The organism is Mesorhizobium sp. B2-4-3 (assembly GCF_006442815.1).
Classification (GTDB): Bacteria; Pseudomonadota; Alphaproteobacteria; order Rhizobiales; family Rhizobiaceae; genus Mesorhizobium.
Map to the genome: position 1 here is coordinate 129328 of NZ_VFVL01000009.1, position 12293 is coordinate 141620.

The following is a 12293-nucleotide window of genomic DNA, read 5'->3' on the forward strand; positions in this document are numbered from 1 at the left end:
GAAATGGCATCTGGTCCAAGCACTGAGACGAATTTGCAACAACGGCGTTGCTCTGGCGTCCCTTGTCAGGCTGTCGGCTTGCGGTCGAAGCGCATGTAGCGTCCATCGGTCGACGCCTTGAAGCCGAACTTCTCGTAGAGGGTGTGGGCATCGTCGGTCGACAGGCTCCAATGCGCCACCGACGCGACCTCAGGGTGATCGATCAACGCCTGGACGAGCCGCTTGCCGATCCCCCGCCCGCGATGCTCCGGCCAGATGATGACGTCGGCGACATAGGCAAAGATCGTATAGTCGGTGATCGCGCGGGCGAAGCCGACCTGCCTGCCGTCGAGATAGGCGCCAACGCAAAGCGAGTTGTCGAAGGCACGACGGTTCGCCTTGTCGGTTCGCGACGCTCCCCAATAGCTTTGCATGAGCTGGTCGGAGGTTGCCCGGAAATCGACCCGCGACAGGTCGAAACTGATTTCAATATCCTGCATGCGCGGCGCAATCTCGCGGACTAGCTGCGGTCCCGGAAACGGTTGGTGATCGGATAACGGCGGTCGCGGCCGAAATTCTTCCGTGTGATCTTCACGCCTGGCGCCGCCTGGCGGCGCTTGTATTCGGCGATGTAGAGCAGGTGCTCGACGCGCGTCACCGTCGTCCGGTCGTGGCCGCGCGCGACGATGTCGTCGACGCTCATCTCGTTCTCCACCAGGCATTCCAGAATGTCGTCCAGCACCGGATAGGGCGGCAGCGAATCCTGGTCGGTCTGGTTCTCGCGCAGCTCCGCCGACGGCGCCTTGTCGATGATGTTGTTCGGGATGACCTCGCCGGAAGGTCCCAGCGCGCCCGGCGGCACGTGCGAATTGCGCCAGCGCGACAGCCCGTAGACCTGCATCTTGTAGAGATCCTTGATCGGGTTGAAGCCGCCGTTCATGTCGCCGTAAAGCGTGGCGTAGCCGACCGACATCTCGCTCTTGTTGCCTGTGGTGACCACCATCGAGCCGAACTTGTTCGAGATCGCCATCAGGATCGTGCCGCGGGCGCGGCTCTGCAGGTTCTCCTCGGTGATGCCTTCCTGGGTGCCTTCGAAGAGCTGGGTCAGCGCGTGCCTGAAGCCCTCGACCGGCTCGGAGATCGGCACGATGTCGTAGCGGCAGCCGAGCGCTCTGGCGCAGTCTTCCGCATCCTTCAGCGAATCCTTCGACGTATAGCGGTAGGGCATCATGACGGTCCGCAACCGCTCTTCGCCCAGCGCGTCGACCGCCAAAGCAGCGCAGATCGCGGAGTCGATGCCGCCGGAAAGGCCGAGCACGACGTTCTTGAAGCCGTTCTTGTTGACGTAGTCGCGCAGGCCGAGCATGCAGGCCCGGTAGTCGGCCTCTTCGCGCTCGGGGATCTTCGACATCGGGCCTTCCGAGCAGACCCAATGATCGCCTTTCCGTTTCCAGGTGGTGACGGCGACCGCCTCCTCGAACTGGCTCATCTGGAAGGCCAGCGTCTTGTCGGCCCCGATGGCGAACGAGGCGCCGTCGAAGATCAGCTCGTCCTGGCCGCCGAGCTGGTTGGCATAGATCATCGGCAGGCTGGTCTCGATGACCTGGCGGATGACGACCTGGTGGCGGACGTCGATCTTGGCGCGGTAATAGGGCGAGCCGTTCGGCACCAGCAGGATCTCGGCGCCGCTCTCGGCCAGCGTCTCGCAGACGGCGATGTCGCCCCAGATGTCCTCGCAGATCGGAACGCCGATGCGCACGCCGCGGAAATTGACCGGCCCCTGCAGCTCTGGTCCGGCCTGGAACACGCGCTTCTCGTCGAACTCACCATAATTCGGCAGATCGAGCTTGTAGCGCTCGGCGATGATCTTGCCGCCGTCGGCGAAGACGATGGAATTATGCGTGCCGGTCTTGCGCTTCAGCGGCGTGCCGATGATGACGCCGGGGCCGCCGTCGGCCGTGTCCTTGGCGAAATCCCCAGCCGCTTTCTCGCAAGCCTTCAGGAAGGAAGGCTTCAGCACCAGGTCTTCCGGCGGATAACCGGCGAGGAAAAGCTCGGTGTAGAGCACCAGATCGGCGCCCTGGCGCGCCGCGTCCGCCCTCGCCTCGCGCGCTTTGGCCAGATTGCCGGCGACGTCGCCGACGGTCGGGTTGAGCTGGGCGACGGCGATGCGCAGGATGTCGGGAGCGGTCTTGGTCATGGAACGGATTTAGCGTGGCTGAAATCGCCCCGCAATGGCGATTGCTTGTGCCAAATAGGATCGATCGACGGATGTCAATCGTATCCGGCTCGCCTAGTGACACTGTACAGGGATTTTGACCGGTCGGCTCCGTTTGCGCTGGCAGGTGGCAAGCGTTGGAGATTGGCCGAAACGCCCATCGCGATCGTCATTCTAGGGCGGAGCAGGAGCGAAGCTCCGTCGCGAAGACCCTAGAATCCATGCCGTTACCTTGGTCGAAAGGCACAGCGGAGCAGAATTCTGCACCGCAGCGGCGCTTCCAAGTCACGGCATGGATTCTATGGTCTGCGCCGCGTCGCTTCGCTCCTTGCTCCGCCATAGAATGACGAGGTTGCGGCGGCTTCAGCCAATCCCCGGCGTTTGCGCTGATTTTCACGGACATGAATAGAAAATCCTGCACCAAGACAAACGGCACGTTTCAAAATCCCTGTGCGGTGCCACTAGTCGCCCATATACTCGCGCAACGCCTCTGCCGACCGGTTCTCACCGATCGACATCGCCAGGATGCGCGAGATGTGGCGGCGCGGCAGGCCGGTCTCGGCCGACCATTGGTTGATCTGTGCCTGGATCTTGCCGAGATCTCGCTTCGAGGTCGGGTTCTCGGCGATATCGAGGCCGGCATCGCGCAAAGCCGCCGCCATGTCGGTGGAGACGACAAACGTGTCCCATTCCATCCAGCGCAGGAAATACTGTCCGGTGTTGCCGCCGAGCCGGCTGCCATGCTTGGCCAGATAAGCGGTCAGGCCGACCTGATCGTCCGCCGGCCAGGAGGCGATGAATTTGCCGAAGCTGCCATTCTCCTTCGAGACGCGGTCGACGAACGCGGCATTGTCGCGCACCGACTTGATCTTCTGCGGATTGCGCACGATGCGGCTGTCGGATGCAAGCTCGTGCCAGAAGTCGTCCGGCTGGAACAACAGCCGCTTCGGCTCGAAGCCGAGGAACGCTTCCTCGAAACCCGGCCATTTCTGTTCGATGACGCGCCACACGAAGCCGGCGGCGAAAATGCGCTCGGCCATGGTGGAGAGAATGCGGTCGTCAGGGATTTTCGCCACCGCGGTGTTGTCGGGCGCCGGGCCAAGCAGCGGAGCGAGTACGGCCTCTCCGCCCTTGCGCTTTGCCGCCCGCGCGTGGATTTTCTGGAACTCGAGCATCGTTGTCCTCGCCTGTTCGCTGCAATCTAGCACTTCACGTCCGGCCCGGCAGCCTCTACCTCTATCGACGCCCGGCCAAGGAGAAGGCAGATGAACAAGATCGTCGAGGACATGGCGAACCGTTTGCTTAAGCGAAAGCCGGACGGTTTCGGTCCGCTCGAGAGCCGCGTGCTGAAGTCGACGCTCGAACGCACCACCATCACGCGCGACACCAACAAGGCCATCGCCTCCCACGAGACCTATGGCGACCGTATTGCCGACACCATCGCCAGGATCGGCGGCTCCTGGTCCTTCATCCTCGGCTTCCTTGCCTTTCTCGTTATTTGGACCGTCGGCAATGTCTGGCTGCTCACGCGCGACGCCTTCGACCCCTACCCTTTCATCTTCCTCAACCTTGTTCTGTCGATGGTGGCCGCCCTTCAGGCGCCAGTAATCATGATGTCGCAGAACCGCCAGACCGAGCGCGACCGCATCGACGCGGCGCATGACTACGAGGTCAATCTGAAGGCCGAGATCGAGATCATGGCCCTGCATGAAAAGCTCGACGAGCTGCGCCACAGCGAGATCATCGGCATGCGTGACGAAATCCTGCGCATGGCCGAGCAAATCAGGCGTATCGACGAGAAACTGTCGGCGCGACCCGCAACAGAATGAGCGAGGCCATCCACCATTTCATCGAGCAATACGGGCTGATCGCGGTATTCCTGGGCTGCGTGGCCGAAGGCGAAAGCGCCGCGATCCTGGGCGGTTTCTTCGCTCATCAGCATGTTTTCGTGTTGTGGCAGACTTTCCTCGCCGCCTTTCTCGGCGCCTTCGCCGGCGACACGTCCTTCTTCACCATGGGGCGCAGCTTCGCCGAACATCGCTATGTGAGACTGTTGCGCAGGCGTCCGGGCTTCAGCCGCGCCTACCGCCTGCTCAACACCCATCCCAACATTTTCGTGCTGACCAACCGCTATATCTACGGCATGCGTCTGGTTGGCGGCATCGCCGCCGGCCTGTCGACCGTGTCCATGCCGCGTTTCGTCATCCTGAATGCCATCTCGTCCGCGGTCTGGGCGGCCCTGTTCAGCGGCATCGGCTATGTCTTCGGCCTGGGCGCGGAGCACATGGTGGGCCAGGCGTTCGCGCGGCATGAGCGCCTGCTCATTGCCCTTGGGGTTGGCGTGGTCGTGGCGATTATTGCCTGGCTGGTCGGCCATCATTTTGCCGGACGCGAACGCGCCAAGGAAGATCGGGCAGGATCCTGATCGGCAAGGATCAGATCGGCGCGCCGATAAGGCGTTCGATGAGGGCGATGCCCCAGACGCCGCCGGCAATCACGATTGAGATCAGCACCGCCAGCGAGCCGCAATCCTTGGCAAGCTGGATGTCGATGTGGAATTCGCGCGAGATCGCGTCGCAGGCCGCCTCGATGCCGGTGTTGAGCACTTCGACCATGATCAGGAGCAGCACCGCGCCGATCAGCAAGGCATAGCCGCGCCAGGAGACCGAGATGAACCAGCCGGCCGGCAAGGCGAGCGCAAGCAACAGCAATTCCTGCTGGAACGCTTTTTCATGGGCGGCCAACTTGCGGAAGGCCCGCACTGAATTGATGAAAGCATCGATCAGCCGCTGCATGCCTCTGCCCCTTTGCGAGTCACCGGCAGGGGATATCGCAATGGCGGGATCAAGGGAATAAGGCAGCCGCCGCAAAATTCATCCGTCCGCGACCTTTATCGACGGCGTCGATTTCTCGAACTGCGGCAACCCATCCTCGATCGAATAGTAATCGCCCTTGTCGCCGACAAAGATGTGGCTTTCCGCCGAGAGGCCGCTCGGCCTCTCGAAGGATCCGGCCATGATGGAGATCGTGTCCAGTTCATTGTGCTTCCAAAAGAGCAGCGAGCCGCAGGTGCGGCAGAAACCGCGTTTCGCCACACCGGAGGCGCCGTACCAGGTGAGCGCGTCGGCGCCCTCTATGACGATATCGGCGTCCTTGGAGGCGGTTGCCGCGACGAAATGGCCGGTTTGCCGACGGCACTGCGAGCAGTGGCAGTAGACGACGCCGCGCAACGGCCCGCTCGTCCTGAAACGCACCGCTCCGCACAGGCACGATCCGCTATGGTTTTCGTCCATTCCGGCCTCTGTCGACGCCATCTGCTCCGTTCATTGCCGGATAGAATTTCAGTTTTGAGATGGCCGGGCACCGGCAAATGCGACACCGGGGCGACGCGTTTTCAGAAGCTGCGCCTGCACCGCTTTGCACCCTGTGGTAGCAAAGACAATGAGGAAATGCCGGCTATTAAGGAAACTTTAGCGGGACTGCATTTATGATTCCTACAAGCGATGGTCGTGTTGGGGACGCGCCGTCGCAATTCTGATTCAAATCCCCGCGTGAGCGACTCCCGGCGGTGGCAGGTCTCCGGTCGCACTGAAGGGGCAGTGAACACAACATGCAGCCGGCAGCCATTCCGACCGACAGGAACACCGACATCGCCAGCACCGTCGTGGCGACGATGCGACAGCTCGGCGTGCTCGGATTGCCGCGCAACTACGAGATTTTCTACGAGGCGCTGAGCGGCAGCAACCGCGAGCTCAGCCTTGCCGTCGTCTCGTTGAGCAGCCGCCCGACCCAGGAGGACCTCGACGGCATCGGGCGCACGTTCTTTCCCCAGCACCACGGTCCGGCCATCGTCGAGCACGCTCGCGAGATGGTCGCCAAGGAGCTCGAGGACATCGCCGCGCTGTTGCGCAGTGAGCACTCGCATATCGAGAAGTACGGCCGCATCCTCGACGAGACATCGAGCGGCCTGAGCAATCGCAGCTTGCTCTCGCAAGAGCTCCTGCAGAAGATCGCGGGCGCCATGTCGGCCGCCACCAGCTCGACGATCGATCACGGCCGCCAGATCGCCAGCACGCTCAGCGAAAAGACGGCCGAACTCGAAAGCGTCAAGTCGAAGCTCGAGGAATACAAGCGGCTCGCCGACACCGACCCGCTCACGCAGCTGTGGAACCGCCGTGCCTTCGACAAGGAGATCGCCCGGATCTACAACAGCAATCGCGGCATCCTGTTCAACGCCTTGATCCTTGCCGATATCGACCATTTCAAGGATATAAACGATCGCTACGGCCATCCGGTCGGCGACAGGATCCTGCAGATCATCGCCGAGATATTCCAGTCCAGCGTGCGCGCCGACATATTTGTCGCGCGCACCGGCGGCGAGGAATTTGCGCTTATCGTCGAGGGCGCCAGCGAGGAAGCCACTTACGAGATCGCCGAGCGCATCCGCGCGCTGATCGAGCAGACCCCGTTCGCCAGCAGCCAGAGCGGCATCAACTACGGCACCGTTACCGTATCGCTGGGTATCTGCATGGCTTCGGAGGCGGAAAACCCCGAAGACCTCTACACCAAGGCGGACCGCGCGCTTTATCGCTCCAAGGTCGGCGGCCGCAACCGGGTCACCAGGCATTCGACGACGGCGGGCCGCCCCGCCAAGGGCTGGCTGCTTTACAAGAAAGACTGACACGCCCCCTTTCCAGACGAATTTTTGTGGACTATATTTTCCACAGAAATGAAAGGGTGTACTCATGCAACGTCCAGTCGCGGCCGCGACGGCGGCCGAAAACACCGTCATCACCAAGGCCACGCTGCGCGCGGCCGACCTGCTCGACATCACCGCCAGGACGCTCGCTTTGGTCATCGGCGTGTCGGAAGCGACGGTCTCGCGCATGCGCCGGCAGGAATTCCTGCTTGAACGCGGCACCAAGCCGTTCGAGCTGGCGGTGCTGTTCGTTCGCCTGTTCCGCTCGCTCGACGCCATCGTCGGCGGCGACGAGACCGTTGCCCGGGCGTGGCTGAAGAGCCCCAACACCACGCTCGACGGCACGCCGCTCGAGAAAATCCTGACGATTGCCGGACTTGTCGATGTCATTGCCTACCTGGACTCCCGGCGCGCTCTCGTCTGAGGCCGTCAAGCTCGAAGGCAAGTACTGGCGGATGGTCGAGGCGCAGCACCGTGTCTCGACCCTCAAGCTCGTCGACACGCTCGACGAGCAGGCGCTGCTGGAGGACCTCATCGAGGACACCAAGCCGCAGATCCCGATGGAATGCCGCCATCTCCATTATCTGCTGGCCACGCCCTTTCGCTATGGCTCCGTCTACCCGTACGGCTCGCGCTTCCGCCGCGCCGGCAAGACCAAAGGCGTCTATTATGCCGCCGAGACGGTGCTGACGGCGGTGGCGGAAATGGCCTTCTACCGCTTGCTGTTCTTCGCCGAATCGCCGGCGACGCCATGGCCGAGCGACGCAGCGGAATACACCGCCTTCGCCGCCGCGATAAAATGCGATCGCGCGATCGACCTGGCACGGCCGCCGCTCGATCGCGACGAGAAGGCCTGGACGTACGCCACCGACTACACCGCCTGCCAGGCGATCGCCGATGTCGCCCGCGAGGCCGAGCTGCAGGCGATCCGCTATCGCTCGGTGCGCGATCCCAAGGGCGCCAACATCGCGCTGTTGACATGCAAGGGGTTTGCCAGGCCGAAGCCGCTGGAGCCGCAGACCTGGCGCATCCGGATCGGCTCCTTCGGCATCCAGGCGATCTGTGAATTTCCGGACAAGCGGCTCGAATTCTCGCGCACCGCCTTTGCGGACCCAAGGCTTGCCGGAATACGCTGGGAGCGCGGCTACTGAACTCCGAAAACTGTATCGAGATTCAGGTCAGGACGAGCCGAGAATGGTGGCCTCCGAGAACCGGAGCGGAGCGTACTTGAGTACGTGAGCACCGGAAGCGCAGGAGGCCGCCATTCGCAGGCCGGCCTCACCTGAATATCGATACAGTTTTAGGCCAGGATGTTGACGGCACGCGCCGCCACCAGCGCGATCGTCAAGAGCGAGATCATCGCCTCGGCCATCATCAGCAGCTTCGCGCGCTGCGTGAGCGGCAAGGTGTCGGTCGGCGAGAACGCCGTGGCATTCGTGAAAGCCAGGAAGAAATAGTCGACGAACCCCGGCAGCCAGCCTTGTATCTCACGATCCGGCAACGTCATTTGCGGGAACAGGAAGTCGGCTTGCGCACGCTTGACCAGGCCGCAGGTAGGCGGACCGCCGCGATCGGTGCTCCAGAACCACAGTGCAAAGACGATCACATTGGTGACCCAGATGTTGAGTGCGTCGACGAGCAGCGTCGTGCCGGCGCCGGCATGCCCTTCCAGCAGCGCCCGCACCAGGAAGACCAGCGATCCGCAATTCATGATGCTGATGATGCCGGTCATCACCAGCGCCGTGCGGCGGATGTAGAGGCGCAATTGGCCGATTGCGTACCAATGCTCGTGATCGACGGCCCTGCGGGTCGCCATCTGCGTCCAGGCCGTCGCGATCGACAGGGGCACGAGCAGCGCCGCCTCCACCGTCGGGGCGAGCCAGCGCGGACCGAAGGACAGGTTGTTGATGACCAGAAGCTGCAGGCAGATGACGACGAGAACCGCGGCGCGCGCCGACCAGAAATCGAGCCCGCGGTGATGAATGACGGCATGCTGGTGGCGCATGGAGGCACCTGTATTGCTGGAACGGCGGCGCTCCCTGGGCCGGCTCCGGCAACGAACTGCCGGCTGTTCCTGCCCGAAGCGCCGGCGACGGGTTCCATCGCAATCTTGGTTTTACAATGTTGCGGCAGCATACATTTTCGTAAGCTTTTGCTATCGGACTGTTCAGCAATCCACCGGTGTGATTTTAGGCCCGTATGTCGAGAACCAGCGAATCCGTGCATGTCTGGCCTGCCGCGGCTGAAGACGATCTGTCTTCGATCTGGAACGGCCTGGTCCGGCACCCATGGCGATTGCTGGCGCTTTTGTGCCTGATCCAGATCGCCTGCTGGACCGTAATGCCGGCGATCGTCAATGTTGGACCGCCGCGCGACGTCGTCGAAGGTTTCCTGTGGGGTCGCGAATGGGTGCTGCTGACCTACAAGCACCCGCAGCTCCCGTGCTGGCTGCTCGAGATCAGCCATCTCCTGACCGGCTCGTTCCGCTGGCCGCAATACATGCTGTCGCAACTGATGGTCTCGACGACTTTCGTCCTGGTCTATCTGCTCGCGCGCGACATCATGGGCCCGACCCGTGCGCTCGCCGCCGTGCTGTTGATGCCCGCGATCTATTTCTTCGGCTGGCCCACCCCGCAATTCAACCATGACTATGCGCAGATGCCTTTCTGGGCTGCGACCTCTTGGCTGCTGTGGCGCGCGGCGCGCGACGGCCGCCCGGGGTGGTGGCTTGCCCTTGGCCTCGTCTCCGGCATCGGGCTCTACGCCAAGTTCTCAACTGCTCTGCTGCTGGCCTTCGGCGGTATCTGGATTTTATACGACACTCGTGCCCGAAGCCGGCTTGCCACCCCATGGCCATGGCTTGGCCTCGCGGTTTTTCTTGGCGCCGCGGCGCCGCTGGCGGTGGAGCTCGTCCGCCTCGATTTCCTGCCGCTGACCTATGCCGCGCATCGCAACGCCTGGGTGCTCGCCAACCGCGCCCGGCTTTACTATATCGGCGTTCAGCTTGCCGGGCTCGCCGCTCTTCCCGTCGTTCTTGCTCTTTCCGGCCTGCTTCGACGGCAGGCCGCCTCCGCACAAGACCCCTTACCGCCCCGCCCCGCCCCCGAGCGGCGCGCGGTTGTCTACCTGGCGTGGATGGGCCTGGGGCCGGCGCTGCTGATCATGGTCGCCTCGCTGTTTACCGGCACCGGCGAGTCCTGGGGCGCGACGATGTACAATCTCGTCGGCGTCCTGGTGATCGCGCTTCTGGGCCGGCGGCTGGGACCAACGGAATTGCGCCGGCTGGCGGTGCTGGCGCTGCTATGCGTGGTCGGCGTGTCGAGCGCCTATGCGGTTACACGCTGGACCAGTTGCAACATACTCGGCCGCCTGCAGCCAATGTGCTGGCCAGCGCGGTCGATCTCGCTGACGGCCGATGCAATCTGGCACGAGGCGGTATCCGCGCCGCTGGGCATCGTCGGCGGCGACGACGGCACGGCCCAGCTTGCCGGGCTGGAAGCCCCGGATCAGCCTTCGATCTTCACGACCCTCGACAGGCGCCTCGCCCCTTGGATCACGGACCAGCGGCTGCGGGATCAGGGCATGCTGCTTGTATGGCCGCACGGCTGGAAACTTTCTCCGCAACAGGAGGCCTGGACCGCCGGCCTGCCGGTCAAGACCATGTCATTCGGCTGGTCGCTCAAAGCACCGCCCTTGGAGATCGACTTTGCCGTCATTCCGCCCGGTAGAACCAGTTTCCCGGGCGACCCGCCCGGACCGCCCGACCCGGAATGACGGCTTTCCGAGCTTGACCTCTGCTGCAAATTGAAAAAGGCGCCGACTTCGTCGCCTGCGCCTCCAATTATCGAGCGTCCAGGCCCCATTCAGGCGATGGCGGCCTGCCTGTGCTGCACCGGGTGGCTCTTCTTGAGCAGGTCCGAGACGAGGAAAGCGAGCTCGATCGCCTGATCGGCGTTGAGGCGCGGGTCGCAATGGGTGTGGTAGCGGTCCTGCAGGTCTTCCGCCGTGATGGCGCGGGCGCCGCCCGTGCATTCGGTGACGTTCTTGCCGGTCATCTCCACATGGATGCCGCCCGGATGCGTGCCTTCGGCGCGGTGCACCTCGAAAAAGGTCTGCACTTCCTTGAGGATGCGGTCGAACGGCCGTGTCTTGTAGCCCGCCGCCTCGATCGTGTTGCCGTGCATCGGATCGGACGACCACACGACGTTGCGGCCTTCCTTCTTCACCGCCCGAACCAGCTTCGGCAGGTGCTCGGCGACCTTGTCCGAGCCGAAGCGGGCGATCAACGTCAGGCGGCCCGGCTCGTTCTCGGGATTGAGCAGGTCGATGAGTCCCAGCAAACCATCCGGCGTCAGCGACGGGCCGCATTTCAGGCCGAGCGGATTCTTGATGCCGCGGCAATATTCGATATGCGCGTGGTCCGGCTGGCGAGTGCGGTCGCCGACCCAGATCATGTGGCCCGACGTCGCGTACCAATCGCCGGAGGTCGAATCGACGCGCGTCAGCGCTTCCTCATAGCCGAGCAGCAGCGCCTCGTGGCTCGTATAGAAATCCGTCTCACGCAGCGCGAAATTGGTTTCGGACGTGATGCCGACCGCGCGCATGAACTCCATCGTCTCGGTGATGCGGTTGGCGAGCGCACCGTATTTCTCACCCTGCGGGCTGTCGGCGACGAAGCCCAGCATCCAGCGATGCACGTTCTCCAGGCTGGCATAGCCGCCCTGCGCGAAGGCGCGCAGAAGGTTGAGCGTCGCGGCCGACTGGCGGTAGGCCATCTCCTGCCGGGCAGGATCCGGGATGCGCGACTTGGCGTCGAACTCGATGCCGTTGATAATGTCGCCGCGATAGCTCGGCAGCGTCACGCCGGCCTTGGTCTCGTTGTCGGACGAGCGCGGCTTGGCGAACTGGCCGGCGACGCGGCCGACCTTCACCACCGGCTGCGCGCCGGCGAAGGTGAGCACCACCGACATCTGCAGGAAGACGCGGAAGAAGTCGCGGATGTTGTCGGCGCCATGCTCGGCGAAGCTCTCGGCGCAATCGCCGCCCTGGAGCAGGAAGGCTTCGCCGGCGGCGACCGCCGCCAGCTGCTTTTTCAGCTTGCGCGCCTCACCGGCAAAAACCAGCGGCGGGAAGGTGGCAAGCTGTGCTTCCGTGGCCTTCAGAGCGGCAAGGTCCGGATAGGCCGGGACCTGCTTGATCGGCTTTGCTCTCCACGAATTCGGCGACCATTTCGTCATCGCTGCACCCAAACGCCCTTTCGGAGCAACCCCGGGAAAACTGTGAAATTTCCGTCGGAATTGCGTCAAAACAAACCGGCGAACGCGCTTGCCCGCCATTCCAGCCTCGATACGAGGTCGCGGCTCCTTACACGAAGCCGATTGCCTATTCTAGCCGGGT

At 63.3% G+C, this 12293-nt stretch carries 13 protein-coding genes; 6 read left to right on the plus strand and 7 right to left on the minus strand.

Going from position 1 to position 12293, the window contains the following annotated elements; all coding sequences use genetic code 11:
• Positions 1-65: 65 nt before the first annotated feature.
• From FJ956_RS12130 to FJ956_RS12140, 3 genes are all read right to left on the minus strand, one after another.
• On the minus strand, positions 66-479 hold the full coding sequence (locus FJ956_RS12130) for a GNAT family N-acetyltransferase (protein WP_140677256.1): 414 nt from the start codon (positions 477-479) through the stop codon (positions 66-68).
• A gap of 20 nt (positions 480-499) precedes the next feature.
• On the minus strand, positions 500-2179 hold the full coding sequence (locus tag FJ956_RS12135; RefSeq protein WP_140677254.1) for an NAD+ synthase: 1680 nt from the start codon (positions 2177-2179) through the stop codon (positions 500-502).
• Between the two features lie 479 nt (positions 2180-2658).
• Positions 2659-3372 (minus strand): DNA-3-methyladenine glycosylase I, encoded by a 714-nt coding sequence (locus FJ956_RS12140; RefSeq protein ID WP_140677252.1) that lies wholly within the window; start codon positions 3370-3372, stop codon positions 2659-2661.
• 90 nt (positions 3373-3462) lie between these two features.
• Between FJ956_RS12140 and FJ956_RS12145 the strand changes: the two genes are divergently transcribed.
• Positions 3463-4026 (plus strand): DUF1003 domain-containing protein, encoded by a 564-nt coding sequence (locus FJ956_RS12145; RefSeq protein ID WP_140677250.1) that lies wholly within the window; start codon positions 3463-3465, stop codon positions 4024-4026.
• On the plus strand, positions 4023-4622 hold the full coding sequence (locus FJ956_RS12150; RefSeq protein WP_140677248.1) for a DedA family protein: 600 nt from the start codon (positions 4023-4025) through the stop codon (positions 4620-4622). Before FJ956_RS12145 ends, FJ956_RS12150 begins: the two co-directional genes overlap by 4 nt.
• A gap of 10 nt (positions 4623-4632) precedes the next feature.
• On the opposite strand, the gene FJ956_RS12155 is transcribed toward FJ956_RS12150, so the two are convergent.
• Both FJ956_RS12155 and FJ956_RS12160 read right to left on the minus strand, forming a co-directional pair.
• On the minus strand, positions 4633-4992 hold the full coding sequence (locus FJ956_RS12155) for a diacylglycerol kinase (RefSeq protein ID WP_140677246.1): 360 nt from the start codon (positions 4990-4992) through the stop codon (positions 4633-4635).
• Positions 4993-5070: 78 nt separating this feature from the next.
• Positions 5071-5490: a GFA family protein gene (locus FJ956_RS12160; protein WP_140677244.1), complete on the minus strand. Its 420-nt coding sequence runs from the start codon at positions 5488-5490 to the stop codon at positions 5071-5073.
• Between the two features lie 317 nt (positions 5491-5807).
• On the opposite strand from FJ956_RS12160, the gene FJ956_RS12165 reads away from it, so the two are divergent.
• The 3 genes from FJ956_RS12165 (at position 5808) to FJ956_RS12175 (ending at position 8047) form a co-directional block, all read left to right on the plus strand.
• Positions 5808-6878: a diguanylate cyclase gene (locus FJ956_RS12165; RefSeq protein WP_140677242.1), complete on the plus strand. Its 1071-nt coding sequence runs from the start codon at positions 5808-5810 to the stop codon at positions 6876-6878.
• Between the two features lie 64 nt (positions 6879-6942).
• Positions 6943-7320: an MbcA/ParS/Xre antitoxin family protein gene (locus FJ956_RS12170; RefSeq protein ID WP_140677240.1), complete on the plus strand. Its 378-nt coding sequence runs from the start codon at positions 6943-6945 to the stop codon at positions 7318-7320.
• Complete coding sequence (locus FJ956_RS12175) at positions 7280-8047, plus strand: RES family NAD+ phosphorylase (RefSeq protein ID WP_140677238.1); 768 nt, start codon at positions 7280-7282, stop codon at positions 8045-8047. Before FJ956_RS12170 ends, FJ956_RS12175 begins: the two co-directional genes overlap by 41 nt.
• A 149-nt stretch (positions 8048-8196) precedes the next feature.
• On the opposite strand, the gene FJ956_RS12180 is transcribed toward FJ956_RS12175, so the two are convergent.
• Complete coding sequence (locus FJ956_RS12180) at positions 8197-8901, minus strand: hypothetical protein (protein WP_140677236.1); 705 nt, start codon at positions 8899-8901, stop codon at positions 8197-8199.
• A gap of 194 nt (positions 8902-9095) precedes the next feature.
• On the opposite strand from FJ956_RS12180, the gene FJ956_RS12185 reads away from it, so the two are divergent.
• Positions 9096-10670 carry a glycosyltransferase family 39 protein gene (locus FJ956_RS12185; protein WP_140781968.1) on the plus strand — a complete coding sequence of 525 codons (1575 nt, stop codon included), beginning with the start codon at positions 9096-9098 and terminating at the stop codon, positions 10668-10670.
• A gap of 89 nt (positions 10671-10759) precedes the next feature.
• Here FJ956_RS12185 and FJ956_RS12190 read toward each other — a convergent pair whose 3' ends face one another.
• Positions 10760-12133, minus strand: coding sequence for a 3-deoxy-7-phosphoheptulonate synthase class II (locus FJ956_RS12190; protein WP_140781969.1), 1374 nt, complete (start codon positions 12131-12133; stop codon positions 10760-10762).
• Between the last annotated feature and the right edge of the window lie 160 nt (positions 12134-12293).